This is a genomic window from Nocardiopsis terrae, from assembly GCF_014651695.1.
GTDB lineage: Bacteria > Actinomycetota > Actinomycetes > Streptosporangiales > Streptosporangiaceae > Nocardiopsis > Nocardiopsis terrae.
Genome location: NZ_BMXJ01000005.1, coordinates 535259 through 552924 on the forward strand (window position 1 = coordinate 535259; position 17666 = coordinate 552924).

Genomic DNA, 17666 nt, shown 5'->3' on the forward strand with positions numbered 1-17666 from the left:
GTCCGTTTCGTCGCATGACTGTTTCGTGCTGCGGGTCCCAGCATAGAAGCGCCGGGTGGGAAAAGCACCGGAGGACGGTCGGCCGGGGTGGCGGAGGCCCCGGGCGCTCCCCCGCCGACCGCCCGGGGCGGACGGGTCAGAGCCCGAGCAGGGTCCGCAGGTGGCGCGGGGAGGGGCTGCCGTGGGCGAGCACGGCGTCGTGGATCCGGCCCAGCGGCTCTCCGGGGCGTTCCCGGGCCAGGTCACGGACGATGTCGGAGACCTCGGCGTAACCGACGTAGTAGGAGGACAGCTGGGCGCTGGTGAGCAGTGCGCGCCGCCACTTGCCCGCCGCCTCGCCCTCCTCCTGGTGGCCTCGCTCGGTCAGCAGGGAGATCGCCTCGGCCTCGGTGAGGTCTCCGGCGTGCACGCGCACGTCCAGGATGGCGTTGAGGATGGCGCGCAGCCGCATCTTGAGCTGGACCAGGCGCAGCGCCAGGTTGGCGCGGCGGTCCGCGGGGCCGGTGTCCCCGGTCCATCCGTGCCCGGCGAGGACCTCCTCCGCATGGACCGCCCAGCCCTCGACGAAGGTGCCGCTGCCGAGCACCGAACGCACCCGGGTGCGGCCCCGGTGGCGGGCGGCGTGGGCGAGCTGGAGGGCGTGCCCGGGCATCGCCTCGTGGGCCATCAGGTTGCGCAGCATGCCCGCGTTGTACTCGCGTAGGAAGGAGGCCTGGCGTTCGGCGGGCCAGTCCTCGGGTGGCGGGGCCACCGCGATGAAGGTGGGCTGACGCCAGAGGTGTTCGTTTGAGGGTGGTGGTGGGCGACGGGCGGGCGGTGGCTGACGCCGGAGGTGTTCGTTTGAGGGTGGTGGTGGGCGACGGGCGGGCTGGTCGGGCGCGTTCGGGTCGAGCGGTCCGGGGGCGTCGCAGTAGGCGACCGCCACGCCGCGGCGGGACTCGGGCATCGGGATGACGCGCACCGGATCGTCGTACACCGTGGCCAGGTCCAGCTCCCGGACCCGGGAACGGAGGTGCTCCAGGGAGTCGGTACACGCCGGGGCGACTCCGTCGGCGCCGAGGGCGTACTCGTCGGCCAGGCCGGACAGCACCTCGGCGACCTGTCCGGCACGGCGGGGTTCTCCCGCGTACTCGGCGGCCGTCTCCGCGATCGCCTCCTCCGTGGCCAGGAGGTCGCTCTCGGCGCGTACCAGCAGGGCTTCCGGCGAGAGTTCGGAGTCGAGGGTGTACCAGAGCTGGGCGGCGAACCGGCGGGCGCCCAGGCGGGGGTCGGCGGTGGCGAACTCGGCCTCGATCCGCAGCCAGGAGGCGTATTCGTCCAGAGCGGCCAGGGCGGCCTCGCGTGCGGGTTCGATTCCGGCGCTCGCCTCGGGGTGCCGGGCGGCCAGGGCGGGCAGGTCGTCGGTGAGCATGGCACGGGCGCCCCTGAGCTGTCCCAGGGCGGTCTCCACGTGCACGCGGGGCATGCCGGGCCCCTCCGACAGGCGGGCGCGCGCCGTGTCCAGGTAGGCGGGCAGGGCCGCGCAGCGCGCGGCCAGCGCCTCCAGGCGTTCGGGGGCGGGGAGGGTGTCACGTTCCAGGAGCGCGTGTACGGCCTCGCCCGGCGAGTGGTGGAGCGGGTCCCAGGTGTGCGGGCGCAGTTCGGTGGTGTGCCACAGGTCAGCACTGACCCTGGTCCGGAGCATCTCCAGGTCCACCAGGTCGTCCGCGGGGATGAGGTCGGTGTCGATCTCGTCCAGGGAACCGAGTGCGTCGGTGAGGACCGCGACGCGGTGGGCGTCGGCCTCCACCGAGTGGTCGGTCAGCCGGTGGGCGCCCCGGGGGTCTCCCAGGTCCAGGGCCCATTCCGGGGACTGGGCCAGGAGCGCGTCGAGCACCCGCTCGGCCACCTCGCGGAACCGTCGGGTCATCTCGTGGGAGGAAGAGCTCATCCCGCCATGATGCCAGCCCCCGCACGGTGCCAGCACGGACGCCCGGTTCCCGCTTGGCGGGAACCGGGCCGTGCTCTGTGCGGGACCCCGGCCCGGGTCAGGTCCTGGTCAGCGCCAGGAGTTCTGACCTCCGGTTGAGGTGGGCTGTTGCCCGGCCGCGCCCTCGGGGTCCCCCACCGTGATCGCGTGTTCGACGAGGGTGATGAGCGTCGACTTGGTGGAGGCCTTGTCACGGGCGTCCACCTGGACGATGGGGATCTCCGGGCTGAGCGTGAGCGCATCCCGGACCTCGTCGGCGGCGTGGGGGTAGTAGCCGTCGAACCCGTTGATCGCGACGATGAAGGGGAGACGCGCCTCCTCGAAGTAGTCGATCGCTGGGAAGCAGTCGGCCAGACGACGTGTGTCCACCAGCACGACGGCACCGATGGCACCCTTGACCAGGTCGTCCCACATGAACCAGAACCGGTGCTGTCCGGGGGTACCGAACAGGTACAGGATCAGGTCGGAGTCGAGGGAGACACGGCCGAAGTCCATCGCGACGGTGGTGGTCTGCTTGTCCGGCGTCTTGGCGAGGTCGTCCACCCCGACGCTGGCGCTGGTCATGACCGCCTCGGTCGTCAGCGGCACGATCTCGGAGACAGAGCCAACGAATGTCGTCTTCCCGACACCGAAGCCCCCGGCGACGACGATCTTGACCGACGTCATCGCGTTCCCCCCAGCACCGCCTTCCTCGGCTGGGCTAGAGCTTGCGAAGTCCACTGAGCACCCTTTCAAGCAGGTTGGTGTTGGGGCGAGCATCGTTGTTGAGCGAAGACCTGATCTGGACCAGTCCCTGCTCGGACATGTCCGCCACAAGCACCCGCGCCACGCCGAGCGGCATCCGCAACAGCGCGGAGATCTCCGCCACGGATCGCCATTCCCGGCACAGGTCGCTGATCGCCTGCCATTCAGGTGTCAGCGTCCCTGACTCGTTCCGAGCCGCCGCCGTGGCCGAGATCAGCGCTTCCAGGGGAAGCTGAGACTTCGGCTTGGTGCGGCCCTTGGTGACCGCGTAGGGACGCACCAGCGAACTGGGTGCGCTGCCCGGCGCGGGTCGTTGGTCATACGGTTGTTGGATTGGTCGAGGAACATCTCCGCCGCCCGGCACTGCCGGCATCCCTCCCGTGGGGGGGTTGCCCGGCTGTTGACCGAACCACGAGGCGCTCCCGGCATCTCTACTGTGAGGTGCCACCACTTCCTCCTGTCGGTGGTGGATCAGTGGATTCCCGAGGTGCGCGCCGTTGGTGTCAGCGCCCGCCCCGCCCGCTCGACGAGCAGGGTCATCTCGTACGCGACCAGACCCAGGTCGCTTTCGGCCGCCGCAAGGACCGCGAGGCAGGAGCCGTCACTGATGGCCATGATGAGCATCAGCCCCCGCTCCATCTCCACGACGGTCTGGGCGACCGCTCCACCCTCGAACACCCGGGCCGCGCCCTGAGTCAGGCTGGACAGACCAGAGGCGATTGCGGCCAACTGGTCGGCCCGGTCGGCCGGGAATCCCGCGGACGAAGCCAACGGAAGGCCGTCAGAGGAGACGACGATCGCATGGGCCACGTCGGGGACCCGGTCCGCAAAGTCAGTGATCAACCAGTTGAGTTCATTCACCTGTCGACTCATCTGATCTCCTGTCCAAGTTCGCCGGTCGATCTTTTGGCACTGCTACCGCCGGCACGGCATGTGACAGCACTGCCTCTGCGAACTGCCCGGCCCCGCCCGCGGGGGTGGCCGGGAGTCTGGTGTTCCGCTCTCGTCAAGCGATGGGTGTGGTGCGTCCGAGAAGCTCGGTAGATGCTATTGCATCCAGCTTCCGCGAATAAGGGGGACCCCGTCCCACCACTGGCCACTTGGCTCACTCCTCCGTCGAACTGTCGCCAAGCCGGTTCCGACCGTCACGGACACCCTTCTGGAAGCCCGAGAAACGGTTCCGGACACGGTCCGCGCTACGGGTGGGCATCTGCTTGAAGTTCTCCGGCTTGGGTGCGGTCCCTGGAACAAGGTTTGCCTTGGGAACCCGTTTTGGCAAGCCCGAGGTCGTCAGACCGCCCGCGAGCGGCTCGGCCGCGGTCCGCGCGGCCTGCCATCCGCGGTCCGCCGCGGAGTCCCACTCCTGCTCCGACCGCGGGTTCGGGTCGGGCTGCTGAACGGGCTCCCTGCGGGGGCTCTGGGCCCCCTGGGAGGAGGACACCTGCTGGATCGGACCGGTCTCGGTGGTGTCCACGGTGGGACCACCGGAGCGGCGCTTGAACCAGTTGGACTCGATCGCGTCGAAGATCGGCAGCGAGTCGGCGCCCTCACCCGCCGGGGTCGGCGGGACGACGGTGTTGTTCGGACCCTGGGCTCCGCCGTAGCGGCGCGAGAGGTAGGCCGTGGAGCCGTACCCCTCCCGGGAGTCGTTGCCCCCGGACCGCCAGTTCCCCGTTTCGCCGGGGTTGGGCTGCTGGGGCTGCTGGGCTCCGGTGTCCCAGGAGACGGCCGGGAAGGTTTCGGTGCTGTCGTCTCCGCGGGCCGGGGCCGGCTGGCTCTCCTGGGCGCCGGTGCTGGCGGAGCCGGTGCTGGCAGAGCCGCTGTTGAAGGAGCTGTTGTCGAAGGACCCGGTCCGCGGGGCACCGGTGCCGGTACCGAACGCGTCGTAGGAGTCCCTCTCCTGGTGTTCGGCCTCGGTGGGCCGACGGAAGGCCCCGGTGTCCGACGCGGGTCGGCTGAACGCCCCCGTGTCGGAGGGGCGGCGGAACGCACCGGTGTCCGGGGCGCTGAACGAACCGGTGTCGGAGGTCTTCCGGGGCGCCGGGTCGAACAGGCTGCGGCCGGTGCTCTGCTCCGGCTCGTCCTCCTCGGGAACGTCGTAGGGGTCCACGACCGGGCCGGGGCCGTTGGCGGCGGCACCGTTGTTGGGCGAGAGCCCCTCGGCGCGGTTGGGCGGGTCCCAGACCGAACCGGTGCTGGTGGTGTTCCACAGGTCCTGGCCGCTGGGCGGGTGCTCCTCCGAGCGGCCGCCCCCCGGCCTGCGCTTGGGCAGGCCGCCCATGTCGCTGGCGGCGGTGCCGCTCTCCTGGGTCTGCCAGGGGTCGTTCGGCTCGTCGGCCGCCGGGCTGGCGGCGAAGGCCGCCTCCGCCTCGGCGAAGGTGTCCGGGGCCCCTGCGGCGAGCTCGGGCCGGCTGTCCACCCCGCCCAGGGCGTGCTGGCCCTCGACCGGGGTGATGAGCAGGTCCGGCGGGAAGACGACGCTGGCGGTGGTGCCGCCCCCGTGCGCCTCCTTCAGGCTCATCCGGATGCCGTGGCGGTGTGCCAGGCGCGAGACCACGAACAGGCCCATCCGGCGCGAGACCGCGACGTCGATGACCGGCGGAGCGGCCAGACGGGCGTTGACCGCCGCCAGGTCCTCCGGGGCCATGCCGATGCCGCTGTCGGTCACGTCGACCTGGACGGCGCCGCTGTCCAGGATCTTGGCTCCGACCTGGACCTCGGTGTCGTGTGGGGAGAACGAGGTGGCGTTCTCCACCAGCTCGGCGACGAGGTGGATGACGTCGTTGACCGGGCGTCCGAGCACCGAGATGTGGGAGGGGGCGCGCACGTTGACGCGCTCGTACTGCTCGACCTCGGAGACGGCGCCGCGGAGGACGTCGACCAGCGGGACGGGCTGGGCCCACTTGCGGGTGTTGTCCTGGCCGGAGAGCACCAGCAGGTTCTCGTTGTTGCGACGCATACGCGTGGCGAGGTGGTCCAGCTGGAAGAGGTCGGAGAGGCGGTCCGCGTCCTGCTCGGACTGCTCCAGACCGTCGATCAGACGCAGCTGCCGTTCCACCAGGGTCTGGCTTCGGCGGGAGAGGTTGACGAACATCGCGTTGACGTTGCTGCGCAGCGCGGCCTCGTCGGAGGCCAGGGTCAGGGCGACCCGGTGGACGTCGTCGAAGGCTCGTGCCACCTCGCCGATCTCGTCGTGGGTGTGCACCTCGATGGGGCTGACCCGGACGGACTCGGGGACGGTTCCGGCCTCCTGCATCCGGTTGATCGCCTCGGGGAGGTCGCGTTCGGCGACGCGGCGCGCACCGTCCTCCAGGGTGCGCAGCGGGCGCACCAGGGAGCGGACCACGAGGGACGTGAGGACGAAGACGGCCAGAAGCAGGGCCGCGACGATGACGAGGTCGATCACGGTACGGGTCAGGGACTCGGCGCGCAGCTCGTTGGCGTCGTCGGCGATGCCCTCGGCCAGGGTCGACTCGACCGTCTGGAGGCGGTCGAGGGCGACGTCGGCGATGGCCGCGTAGTCCTCGGGGCCGTCGTTGGGCGTCACCCCGGTCAGGTCGTCATCGCGGTCGGCGCGGTACATGACGCGCATACGCATGGTGGAGACCTGGCTGACCTCCAGGCCGGTGAAGTTCTCGTCGAAGACCGCCCGCTGCTCCGGGGAGGCCGCCTGGATGAAGTTCGAGATCTCGTTCTCGTAGCGGGCCCGGCTGGAGTCGATGGCCTCGGAGATACCGCCGGTCATCGTGTCGCGGGACAGCGAGTGCCCCATCAGCGCGGTCTCGTAGGAGAGCTGGTCACGAGCGTTCGACAGGGCGGTGAGGGCTCGGACGCCCTCCCGCAGCTGGGTGTCGTCGGTCTCGTCCGCGATCGTCTGGTTGAAGTCGGAGAGCGCTCGGGCGATCGTCCGGTACTTGGTGACCACGGGCAGGACCGTGATGCGGGTCTCGTCGACCTCGGTGCGCAGTGCCTCGAGTGTGGCGAGCTGGCTGCGCATCGCGGACAGACGGGTCTGCGCCAGGTCGCCGTCCATCTCGCCCATGTCGTCGAGACGGGCGGTCAGGGTGCTCTGCAGGTCGCGCGAGGCGTCCCGCTCGGTCTCCAGCTCCTGGCGGAGGTCGTCCGAGCGCTTGCCCGGGTCCGCGTCGTCGGAGATGTAGACCGCGCTGGCCGTGCGCTCACGGCCGAGTTGGTTGGCCAGGTCCACGATGAGGACGCCGACTTGGGCTCTGTCCTCGATATGGGCGTGGGTGACCGTGGAGACCGAGGCCTCGTAGACCCTCAGTCCGCCGAGCGCTAGCGCGACGGCAGTGGGGATGACGATGAGGGCCACCAGTCGGGAGCGCACCCGCCAGTTACGTGGCCGCCACCAATTGGCTCTGCGCCGGGGCGTGGCATCGGCGTTATCGGCCTGCGCTGCCTCGCTCTGCGCGCTGGCCCCGTTTTTCGTCGCTCGTGTCGACACGGACCCTCGCAACCTTTCGTGTCACCGCCTCGAACGGCTGTTGAACCCAGGGATCGGACCGCTCCGGACCGAAAATCGGTATAGACCACAGTGGTCCACCAGATACAGGAAGCGGTGGGAATGTGGGGAGATGTAAAGACTGTCCGCCGGACTCGCCTGGGAGGAGAGGCGCCGCGCACCGATCACTGTTGAGGTGCGCGTGCGGTGGATAGCGTACCAATGGGCGAGAAGGTCTCGCTTCGGGCGTTTGGCACCGATCGGCAAGATCATCTTGGTTGGCCCGCGCCCATAATGCCGCCCCTGTCCGCATTATGACCAATCCCCCAGGTCAGACAGGGGGACCGAAAACCGGGCAGACATCGAGGTAACTATTTGGACACACCGCCAGCTTCCCCCTCAAGGCCCACTCTCCGTGACATCGTGAAACGACGTACACGCAGGTCCTGAGGGGGAAGCGGAAATGTACACCTCGCCGCGCCCAGATGTGGCTACACAAAGCCACGCTCCTGTCACTGAAGGACTTCTGCCCAGCTCACGGAAGCCCGGCACGGTCTCCGGCATTTCGGTCAACACCCTGATCCCACTGGGCGTCGCGCTGCTGTTCGTACTCACCTACGCCGCGCCCGGAGCAGCCCGGGTCACCTCCGGAGGCGGCCCCGGGAACGGGGAGGGCGCCGCGGTCCTGGAGGAGCGGGGACCGGACGAGCTGCGCGTGGAGCTGGCGTCGGCACGCGCGGAGGTGACCGCGCTGCGGGAGCTCGCGGCGGAGCGGATCCGGGACTACGAGGAGGAGAACGAGCGCCTCGACGAGCTCACCGAGGCCCGGCAGGAGGCCGACTCACGCGCGCGAAGCGCCGGGGAACACCACGAGAGCAGCCGGCTGCGCGCGGCCCGCCAGGCCGCGAGCGCCTACAAGGGCGCCGACCTGGGCATGGTGCAGGCCTGGACCGGCCCCGAGGGGCCGGCGGAGGCCCTGGAGCGCGGTTCCTACCTCTTCCTGCTCGGCGAACACCGTTCGGCCGACCTCACCCGGGCGCAGGCCGCACGGGTCGCCACGGACACGCTCGCCGAGGCCGCCGGAACCGCGGAGCAGCAACAGGCCGAGGCCGCCGAATCCGCGGAGTCCGCCCGCGAGGCGGCGCTGGAGGCCATAGCCGAGCAGGAGGAGCGGGCCGAGGAGCTGCTGCGGCAGCAGACCCTGCTGGAGGAGGAACTGGCCGGGGCCCGGGACCGTGAGCTCGACGAGGAGCGCCTGGAGGAGACCCTCACCGACGCGCGCGCGGCCGCCCCGGCCGAGCAGGACCGGGCTGCGGAACCGGCTCCACCGGACGCGGCACGGGCGGCCCCGGAAGCCGAGGGGGCCGGCGCAGAGGAGGCTCCGGCCGACGTGGACGAGGCGCGCACGGGCGACGGTTGCGCCCGGGATGACCTCGGCGGCCTGCCGAACGGCCGGCTCCCCGAGGCGGTGCTGTGCCCCCTGCCCCAGCCGGGCGAGCGGCTGCGCGCCGACGCCGCAGCAGCCTTCCTCGAACTCGACGGGGCCTTCCGGTCCGAGTTCGACCGGCCGATGTGTGTCACCGACTCCTACCGGCCCTACCACGAGCAGGTGCGGCTCTTCCAGGAGATGCTGCCCGGTATGGCGGCCCGGCCCGGGACCAGCGCGCACGGGCTCGGCGTCGCAGTGGACCTGTGCGGCGGCGTGCACGAGCTCGGCACGGCCGAGCACCGGTGGATGCTCGACCACGGCCCCGCGTACGGCTGGGACAACCCCGACTGGGCTCGGGGCGGCTTCGAGCCCTGGCACTGGGAGTTCACCCGCTGAACCCGGCGAGTTGCCGGACGGGGCCGGCCGGGACGGCCGGTCAGACCTGGGACCCGACCCTGACCTCGAAGGCGCCCAACTCCCCCGCGTCGACGAACAGCTCGTCCCCGGGTTGCAGCACCGGGGTGGCGACCGGCAGCAGGGCCCGGACACTCCCTGGCCCCGAGAGCAGCCAACCGTGGCCGGAGTCGGCCAGGCCGCGCCCGTTCTCCTTCTCGTCCACCGAGGTGCTCAGCTCCACCGTCCGTCCGACCACCTCGTCGGCGGTGGTCAACACGGGGCCCAGGCTCAGCTGGACGGCCAGGCCTGTCTCGTCCAGCCACAGGCAGGCCGGGGTGTAGGCGCTCGCGGGCCCCTCTCCCCCGGCCAGCGCCGCCACCCCCACGCAGGCCGTCCTCGCCTCGGGCGGTACCGGGTCGTCGACGCCCCACACCAGCTCCGGATGGACCTGGAGCTCCCGCTCCCCCATCCGCACCGGGACCGGCGTCGAGGGCGTGACCGGAGCGCACGTGCGCGCCTCGGGTTCGACGATGATCTCGATCGCGCCTTCCACCGCCCGCTCGTACGCGGCGGTCAGGGACCGGTGACCGCCGGCCAACAGCTCGTCGAGGCTCGCCCCTCCGGGGCTGCCCATCACGTCACCGTCGTCCAGGGCGCCGACACGCGTGCCGCCACCGCTCGGCGACAGGTAGGTGACCCAGCGCAATGTTCCTACTCCCTCTTCGCAGATTCGGGCGCAGAAGGTGACCGGCGGCGTTCTAGGACGCGACGACGGGGCTGTGCTCCTTACCGGTCCCGGCGCAGCCCCGGCAGGGCTCGTCGACCCGGAGCCAGACGATCACCCCGCTGCCGTCGCGGTGCGGCTGCTCCGGCCGCCACCACCCCGTCCCGGAACAGAACCGGCAGTCGACACCGTCCCGGTCGCACCATCCGCACGCGGAGATCGCGCACCTGGTGTGTGTCGGTTCCCGCGTCGGATCCATGCGCCCCACCGCCTCCCGCGAAATCGCGACCAGCCTGGCACAGGCGGCACACGTGCGTCCAGAGGTAACCGTGGGGCAAACGTCCGGGTCAGCGGATGTGTCGGGTACCGGGTACCGGCCTCAGCCCGAGTCCCGCACCACCATGTGGGTCTGGAGCAGGACCATCTCGGAGTCGGCCGTGCGGGGGATCGCCACGTCCACGAGCAGCCGCGCCATCTCCTGGCCCATCTGGACGGTGGGTTGGTGGACGGTGGTCAGCGGCGGATCGGTGTGCCTGCCCATCATGGTGTCGTCGAACCCGACCAGGGCGACGTCGTCGGGTACGGCCAGACCGCGCTCGCGCAGGACGCGGACGGCGCCGACGGCCATCATGTCGGAGGCGACGAAGACCGCGTCGGGCTCGCCGCCCCGGTCCAGCAGGCGGGCCATGGCCCCGGCGCCTCCCTCGACGCTGAAGTCGCCCTGAACGACGAGGCGCTCGTCGATCTCCCGACCGGCGGCGGCCATGCTCTCGCGGTAGCCGCGGAGCCGCTCGACGCCGGCGTTCATGTCCTGGGGTCCGGTGATGGTGGCGACCCTGCGGTGCCCGGTCTCCAGCAGGTGCGCGGTGGCCGCCCGGGCGCCGTTGACGTTGTCGATGTCGACGCAGAAGGGCGCGGGCTGGGCCTCGGAGTAGGGACGGCCGCCGTGCACCACCGGTACGCCGGACTCGGCCAGCCGCGCCGTCAGCGGGTCGTCCCGGTGCAGGGACACCAGGAGGGCGCCGTCGACGTGCGAACCGCTGAGGTACTCACCCACCCGCTTGTGCTCGGCCTCCCCCCGGGCGGTGGTCAGCATGAGTTGGAGGTCCCGCTCGTGCAGTACCGAACTGACCCCGCGGATGATGTCGGCGAAGAAGGGGTCCGCGAACAGGCGGTCCCTGGCCTCGGAGACGACCAGCGCGATGGTGTCGGTCCGTCGGGTGACCAGGGTGCGCGCCGCCTGGTTGGGGCTGTAGCCCAGTTCCTCGATCGCGGTGTGCACGGCCTCTCGGGTCCGTGGACTGACCTGGGACGATCCGTTGATCACCCGGGAGACGGTACCGCGGCCGACCCCGGCCCGTTCCGCCACCATCTCCAGGGTCGGTCGCTGCCGACCGCCGCTCTTGGCCACTTCGAGGCTCCTTGGACGTTGTGCCGCCGGCTGACCGGACGGCGGATGGTTGTGCACACGGTCGCGCGGGGTTCACCGCGAACGCGTGTGGGGCGCCCCGCCGGGGCGCCCCACGAGCACTCGTGGTCTACCGCACTGGGAAGCGGCTGGTCCTCGCCAGTTCCGCGTACCAGTGCCCAGTGTCCTTGACGATGCGCTCCTGCGTCTCGTAGTTCACGTGCACGATCCCGAACCGGCGGGAGTAACCCCACGCCCACTCGAAATTATCCAGAAGCGACCAGGCGAAGTAACCACGCAGGGGCACACCGGCGTGGATGGCCTCCTTGGCGGCCCTCAGGTGGCCCTCGTAGTAGGAGGTCCGGTCGGGGTCGTGGACGGCCCCGTCCTCGCTGACGGTGTCCTCGAAGGCGCAGCCGTTCTCGGTCACGTACAGGTCGATGCCGCCGCTCTCCCCCGCCAGGCGCTGGAGGACGTCGTAGAGGCCGGTGGGGTCGATCTCCCAGCCCATGTGGGTGACGGGCAGCCCCTGGGAGACGTGCACCTCCTCGGGTCCGGCGCCCAGCCAGGCCTCGCCCTCTCCACTGACCAGGGCGGGGTCGATCCCCTTGGCGGAGCCCGCGACGAACTCGGGCGAGTAGTAGTTGACGCCCAGGAAGTCGATCGGCGCGCTGATCGTGGCCAGGTCCCCCTCCTGGACGAAGGAGAAGTCGCTGATGTCGGCGAGGTCCTCCACCACGTCGGCGGGGTAGGCGCCCTTGAACAGGGGGTCGGTGAAGATGCGGTTGCGCACACCGTCCGCGCGGCGGGCCGCCCGGGCGTCCGCGGCGTTGGCCCCGTGCGGCCGGATGACCGCCTGGTTGTGGGCCAGGCCGACCGTGGCGGTGTGCCCGGTGGAACGGATCGCCTCGGTGGCCAGCCCGTGGCCGAGCAGCAGGTGGTGGGTGGCGGCCAGGGCCGCCGCGGCGTCCCTGCGGCCGGGGGCGTGGTGGCCGTTCTCGTAGCCGAGGAAGGCCGAGCACCAGGGCTCGTTGATGGTCATCCAGTTGGTGACCCGGTCACCGAGGGCGTCGGCGACGACCTTGGCGTACTCGGCGAAGCGGTAGGCGGTGTCCCGGGCGGGCCAGCCTCCGGCGTCCTCCAGGGGCTGGGGCAGGTCCCAGTGGTAGAGGGTCGCCCAGGGTTGGACGCCCGCCTCCAGGAGGCTGTCGACCAGGCGGTCGTAGAAGTCCAGCCCGGCCTGGTTCACCGCGCCGCTGCCCTCGGGGATGATCCGGGGCCAGGCGACGGAGAAGCGGTAGGCGCCGAGGTTGAGTCGGCGCATCAGGGCGACGTCCTCGGCGTAGCGGTGGTAGTGGTCGTCGGCGGGGTCGCCGGTGTCCCCGTTGAGGACCTTGCCGGGGGTATCGGCGAAGGTGTCCCAGATGCTGCGGCCCCGGCCGTCGGCGGTGGTGGCGCCCTCGATCTGGAAGGAGGCGGTCGCCGCCCCCCAGAGGAAGCCCTCGGGGAAATCGTTGGGGTTGCTCACTGCTTCGGTACGCACCTTCCATGACGAGCGGATATCGCTTTGGGAGCGCTCCCAGTACCGAATCAGACCCCCACCGCCAAGTCAACGGATCGAAGCCCGCCCGAAACCCAACCGTTACCGAGGGTGCCCTCTGCGGGCACGGTCCCGGGGCCGCCCCCGGGACCGTGTGCGGCGGTGAGGCTACTCCCGCACCTCACCGACCGGGATCACGATGCCCTGCCAGCGCTCCTCCATGAAGTCGGTCACCTCGGGGCTGTGCAGCAGGTCGTTGAGCCGTACCAGGTCCTCGGACTCCACGTCCTCCGAGCGCACCACCAGGCCGTTGGCGTACGGGTTGTCCTCGGTCTCCTCCCATGCCAGCGCGTTCGCCGTCTCGGGAAGGTCGGCCTCCAGCGCGTAGTTGCCGTTCACCACCGCCGCGTCCACGTCCTGGAGGGAGCGCGGCAGTTGGGCCGCCTCCACCGGGGTGACCGTGATGTCGAGCGGATTGTCCTCGATGTCGGACTCGGCGGCCTGTCCCTCGGCACCCTCCGCCAGGGTGATCACGTCCTGCGCCTCGAGGAGCCGCAGGGCCCGGTCCATGTTCGAGGAGTCGTTGGGCACCGCGATGTCCGCGCCCTCGGGCAGGTCGTCCAGGTCCTCCACGTCCTCGGAGTACAGGCCGAACGCCTCCAGGTGCACGTCCGCCACGTAGGACAGGTCAGCGCCCGGGTTGCCCTGGAGGTACTCCTCCAGGAACGGGACCGTCTGGTAGTAGTTGGCGTCCAGCTCGCCCTCGGCCAGCGCCGCGTTCGGCTGGTTGTAGTCGGTGTACTCGACCACCTCGACGGCCAGACCCGCCTCGGCCGCCAGCTCGTCGTTGACGAACTCCAGGATCTCCGCGTGCGGCAGCGGGGTGGCGCCGACCCGCAGCGTCACCAGGCCGTCGTCGCCCCCGCCGTTCTCGGAGGCCCGCTCGCTGGGGCTACCGCAGCCCGCGAGCAGCACCGCCGCGGCGCCGGCCGCCGCGACCCCCCGCAGTACGTTCGCACTCCCTGTCATCGCTGTCTCCTTGCCGTTCGATCCGGACAACTCTGTGGGGGGTGCGGGGGGTCGGGGCGGGCCTCAGCTCCGGGACAGCCTGCGTACCATCAGGTCGCCCACGCTCTGCGCGACCTGCACGATGACGATCAGCAGGATCACGGTGGCCCACAGGTAGTGGTCGTTGAAGCGCTGGTAGCCCTCGCGGATGGCGAGGTCGCCCAGACCTCCGCCGCCGATGGCACCGGCCATCGCGGAGTACGAGATGAGGGTGACCACGGTCATCACCAGACCGGCGATCAGGCCGGGCATGGCCTCGGGCAGCATCACCTTGCCCACGATCGTGAGCTTGCGGGTTCCCATGGCGTGCGCGGCCTCGACCACCCCGCGGTCGACCTCGCGCAGGGAGGTCTCCACCAGGCGCGCGAAGAACGGGATGGCCCCGATGCTCAGCGGCACGATCGCGGCCGTCGGTCCCAGCGTGGTGCCCACCAGGAAGCGGGTCAGCGACAGCACCGCCACCATCAGGACGATGAAGGGCAGGGAGCGGCCGATGTTGACGATCGCGCTGAGCACGGCGCGCACGGCCGGGGCCGGGATGAGGCCCCCCTTGTCGGTGGCGACCAGCAGCACGCCCAGGGGCAGGCCGAAGAGGACGCTGAAGACGGTCGCCCACAACACCATGTAGACGGTGTCCTGGGTGCCGAGCCACAGGCTGGGCCACATGTCGGGCCAGGCCGCGAGGAAGTCGGTGACGGCGGTGACCGCTCCACCGCCCTGGGCGAGGACGAGGACGTCGGCGGGGTTGGTGTTCACTTTCCGGCCTCCTCGACCAGCAGGCCGTGCTCGGACAGGTAGGTGAGCGCCTCACGGCGGCGGTCGCCGCGCATGTCGACGCTGAGACGGCCCACTGACTGGCCCGCGACCTGCTCCACCCCGCCGCCGAGGATGTTCACGTCCACGTCGAAGCGGCGGGTGAGTTCGGACATGAAGGGCTCGTCGAAGGAGCGCGGGTAGGTGATGACGACCGTTTCGGGGCCGCCGTTGTCCGGCAGCGGGAAGAGTGAGCGCGCCAGCAGTGATCCGGGCGTCCCGATGAGGTCCAGCACACGGCCGGACTCGCGGAACTCGCCGTCCTCCATGATCGCCGCGGAGTCGCAGATCCGCTTGATCACGTCCATCTCGTGGGTGATCAGCAGGATCGTCAGACCCAGTTCGTCGCGCAGGCGGCGCAGGAGCGTGAGGATCGACTCGGTGGTGGCGGGGTCCAGGGCCGAGGTCGCCTCGTCGCTGAGCAGCACCTTGGGGTCGGAGGCCAGGGCCCGCGCGATGCCGACGCGCTGCTTCTGGCCGCCGGAGAGCTGGGCGGGGTAGGCGCGCGCCTTGTCGGAGAGGCCCACCAGGTCGAGGAGCTCGCCCACCCGGGCGGTCCGCCTGGCGCGGGAGACCCCGGAGACCTCCAAAGGGAAACCGACGTTGCCCGCGACCGTGCGCGAGGAGAGCAGGGCGAAGTGCTGGTGCACCATGCCGATCCGCCTCCGCGCCGCGCGCAGGCGGGCCCCGCGCAGGGAGGTGAGTTCCTCCCCGTCGACGTGCACGGTGCCGCCGTCCGGGCGTTCCAGAAGGTTCACCGAGCGCAGGAGGGTGCTCTTTCCCGCACCGCTCTGTCCCACGACCCCGAAGATCTCACCGGACTCGACATGCAGGTCCACCCCGTTCAGGGCGTGCACCTGGCGTTTCTTCAACCTGTAGGTCTTGTGCAGACCCACTGCGTCAATCACGGTTTTCCCATCGACGTCTGGCGGTGGTGTCCCGGGAGGCGGCGCTCGCAGGCGGACGGGCTCCCGGTTCAGCGTGGATTTGACGCCACACCCGAGCGTACGAAGCACTCAGCGGGCGGGCGGCGGCGACGCGCCGGTGGGCCCGGCGGCCTGACGGGCTTCGCGGAGGAGGGCCCCGGGAGCGGCCCCGGCTCGGTACACCGGGCGCGGCTCCGGCTCCGGCTCAGAGGCGGCTAGCGCGTGCGACAGCGACCGCCGGGCAGCGGAACGCACCGCCGGGTGGTGTCCGCCGGGTCGGCGGGGGTCGCTTCGTCGTGCTCAGGAGCCTTCACGGCACCAACTCAACCATGGACGGATGGCTCCGCTCAGCAAAATACTTGACCTTAATATGGTTATTTATGCCACATTGGGGCGTTTAGGGTGGCGAGGGATCACCCCAGCCCTCCCGAACACCCACACGAGTGCCTACACTCATTACCGTCCCGTGACTCTCCCCGCGGTAGCGCGCCAGTGAGTATCGAGGGCCCCTGGTAGTCCGACGGCCGCCGGCCCCGCACCGGGAAAGACGAGTAGAAGCGACCGCAGCGCCCCGTGTCCGCAGGGGACGCACGCGGGCCCGAGGAGCGACCACACCGTGCAGTCCGATGACCTGAGCCGAGTGGACGACTACGCCGACTTCTGGGCGCCCGATCCCGCGTCCCGCACCTGGCGGGAAGCCCTCGCCGACTGCGCGGACGCCCTCCCCGCCCTCCGTGCCCTCTCGCGCCCGGGCCGCGGCCGGGTGGCCGTGGTCGCCCTCTCCCTGCTCACCGCGACGGCGGCGTTCCCCCTGCCCGCCTCGGCGGCCCCCGGGTTCACGCCCCGGGAGCCGGAGAGCATGAGCGAACTCCAGTCCCGCGCCGAGAGCATGACCGAGGAGTACAACGGCGAACTGCGCGACATGGAGGCGGTTCTGGAGGAGGCCGAGCGGGCCCAGGAGCGCGCCGAGGCCACCAGCGAGGACGTGGAGGAGGCCCAGGGCCAGGTGAGGTCCCTGGCCGTGGCCACCTACACCAGCAGCGGGATCGCCCCCTCGATGTCCCTGTTCGTGGAGGCCGAGCCCGACGAGGTCATCGACCGCGCCATCATCATCGACTACCTCTCCAGCACCAACCAGGAGAAGATCGACCAGCTCGACCAGGCGCACTCACGCGACGAGGTCGCCCAGGAGAACGCGGAGGAGCGGCTGGCGGAGGCCCAGGAGGACCTGGACGAGCTGGAGGACCGCCGGATGGACGTGCGCCGCCTCATCGCCGACCACCCGGAACAGCCCATGCAGCCGCACAACAACCTCACCCCGCGCACGGAGCAGATGCGCGACCTGGTGGTCCAGGAGTTCGGCCCGGGAGACGACGTGGGCGGCTACGGCTGCTACCGGGCCGTGGGCGGCTGGGTGGTCGGCGAGCACCCCAAGGGCCGGGCCTGCGACTTCATGGTGGACGCGAACGGCAGTATGCCCTCCCAGGAGCAGGTCGACCGCGGCTGGGCGATCTCCGAGTGGGCCAGGGACAACGCCGACGACCTCGGGATCATGTACGTCATCTACCGGCAGCAGATCTGGGACGTGCGCCGCGGCGACACCGACTGGCGGCCGATGGCCGACCGGGGCAGCATCACCGAGAACCACTTCGACCACGTGCACATCTCGATGTTCTGACCGGTGCCGCCGCGACGGCGGTACGCCCCTTGGCCACATCCGGTCACGGATCTTCCCCGGCGGCGGCCAACGATCGCCCGCCGGAGTCGGCCATGTCACATTCGGAGCGCCGCGTTCACGTTTCGAGACGGGAAACCCCGGCGCGGAGAGGTTTGTATTACCTCCCCTCCGGACGTCTGTCCACGGGCCGGCATCACGATTGAATCACTCCCAAGGCGACCTCTTTCGCGAGAAGCACGAAACGGTGACGATTCCCCCCGTTACCCCTGGTCCGCCCTGCCCTCCGGACACCAGTCGCGGTTAGGATGCAACACGTCCCGACCCCTGGCCTGCGGGGAACCGACCCGCCGGCTCCACAGCGGAGGTCGGCGCCCCGTTCGAACCGGGGACCCCCTCACGACACGGGGAACTCCCGCCCACGCCGCCCGCTCTCGCCCGCGGAACCGGCACCCGGTGCGGGCCCACCTCCCCCACGGTTCCCCGTGCTGTCACCCACCCGGCGATCCGCC

Annotated in this window: 14 protein-coding genes; 2 read left to right on the forward strand and 12 right to left on the reverse strand. The window is 70.9% G+C overall.

The window, feature by feature from the left end; genetic code table 11:
• Nucleotides 1–136 precede the first annotated feature (136 nt).
• The 5 genes from IE195_RS16780 to IE195_RS16800 all read right to left on the reverse strand — a co-directional run bounded on the left by IE195_RS16780 (nt 137) and on the right by IE195_RS16800 (nt 7061).
• Entirely contained in the window at nt 137–1930 is a 1794-nt protein-coding gene (locus IE195_RS16780) for a DUF885 domain-containing protein (RefSeq protein ID WP_191272464.1), read from the reverse strand.
• Nucleotides 1931–2038: 108 nt separating this feature from the next.
• Nucleotides 2039–2635 carry a GTP-binding protein gene (locus IE195_RS16785; protein ID WP_191272466.1) on the reverse strand — a complete coding sequence of 199 codons (597 nt, stop codon included), beginning with the start codon at nt 2633–2635 and terminating at the stop codon, nt 2039–2041.
• A gap of 34 nt (nt 2636–2669) precedes the next feature.
• Nucleotides 2670–3086, reverse strand: a complete 417-nt coding sequence (locus tag IE195_RS16790) for a DUF742 domain-containing protein (RefSeq protein ID WP_225942487.1) — start codon at nt 3084–3086, stop codon at nt 2670–2672.
• 98 nt (nt 3087–3184) lie between these two features.
• A complete protein-coding gene (locus IE195_RS16795; protein WP_014909276.1) occupies nt 3185–3586 on the reverse strand; it encodes a roadblock/LC7 domain-containing protein in 402 nt (133 codons plus the stop codon).
• A 232-nt stretch (nt 3587–3818) separates the two neighbouring features.
• Entirely contained in the window at nt 3819–7061 is a 3243-nt protein-coding gene (locus tag IE195_RS16800; RefSeq protein ID WP_191272468.1) for a sensor histidine kinase, read from the reverse strand.
• An 829-nt stretch (nt 7062–7890) separates the two neighbouring features.
• Between IE195_RS16800 and IE195_RS16805 the strand changes: the two genes are divergently transcribed.
• A complete protein-coding gene (locus IE195_RS16805) occupies nt 7891–9000 on the forward strand; it encodes a D-alanyl-D-alanine carboxypeptidase family protein (protein WP_229826260.1) in 1110 nt (369 codons plus the stop codon).
• A 40-nt stretch (nt 9001–9040) separates the two neighbouring features.
• Here the strand turns inward: IE195_RS16805 and IE195_RS16810 are convergent, their stop codons facing one another.
• The 7 genes from IE195_RS16810 to IE195_RS16835 all read right to left on the reverse strand — a co-directional run bounded on the left by IE195_RS16810 (nt 9041) and on the right by IE195_RS16835 (nt 15449).
• The gene (locus tag IE195_RS16810; protein ID WP_191272472.1) at nt 9041–9706 is read right to left on the reverse strand and encodes a hypothetical protein; all 666 of its coding nucleotides are present in this window, start codon (nt 9704–9706) and stop codon (nt 9041–9043) included.
• A 52-nt stretch (nt 9707–9758) separates the two neighbouring features.
• Nucleotides 9759–9983 carry a hypothetical protein gene (locus tag IE195_RS26255; protein WP_192733318.1) on the reverse strand — a complete coding sequence of 75 codons (225 nt, stop codon included), beginning with the start codon at nt 9981–9983 and terminating at the stop codon, nt 9759–9761.
• A 120-nt stretch (nt 9984–10103) separates the two neighbouring features.
• A complete protein-coding gene (locus IE195_RS16815) occupies nt 10104–11135 on the reverse strand; it encodes a LacI family DNA-binding transcriptional regulator (RefSeq protein ID WP_191272474.1) in 1032 nt (343 codons plus the stop codon).
• A gap of 127 nt (nt 11136–11262) precedes the next feature.
• A complete protein-coding gene (locus IE195_RS16820; RefSeq protein WP_191272476.1) occupies nt 11263–12660 on the reverse strand; it encodes a GH1 family beta-glucosidase in 1398 nt (465 codons plus the stop codon).
• A gap of 180 nt (nt 12661–12840) precedes the next feature.
• Nucleotides 12841–13701 (reverse strand): MetQ/NlpA family ABC transporter substrate-binding protein, encoded by an 861-nt coding sequence (locus IE195_RS16825; protein WP_191272478.1) that lies wholly within the window; start codon nt 13699–13701, stop codon nt 12841–12843.
• Nucleotides 13702–13764: 63 nt separating this feature from the next.
• Nucleotides 13765–14496 carry a methionine ABC transporter permease gene (locus IE195_RS16830; protein WP_191272480.1) on the reverse strand — a complete coding sequence of 244 codons (732 nt, stop codon included), beginning with the start codon at nt 14494–14496 and terminating at the stop codon, nt 13765–13767.
• A complete protein-coding gene (locus IE195_RS16835) occupies nt 14493–15449 on the reverse strand; it encodes a methionine ABC transporter ATP-binding protein (RefSeq protein ID WP_191272723.1) in 957 nt (318 codons plus the stop codon). The genes IE195_RS16830 and IE195_RS16835 overlap by 4 nt, the downstream gene beginning before the upstream one ends.
• 646 nt (nt 15450–16095) lie before the next feature.
• Here IE195_RS16835 and IE195_RS16840 point away from each other — a divergent pair.
• Nucleotides 16096–17157: a coiled-coil domain-containing protein gene (locus tag IE195_RS16840; RefSeq protein ID WP_191272482.1), complete on the forward strand. Its 1062-nt coding sequence runs from the start codon at nt 16096–16098 to the stop codon at nt 17155–17157.
• Nucleotides 17158–17666 lie beyond the last annotated feature (509 nt).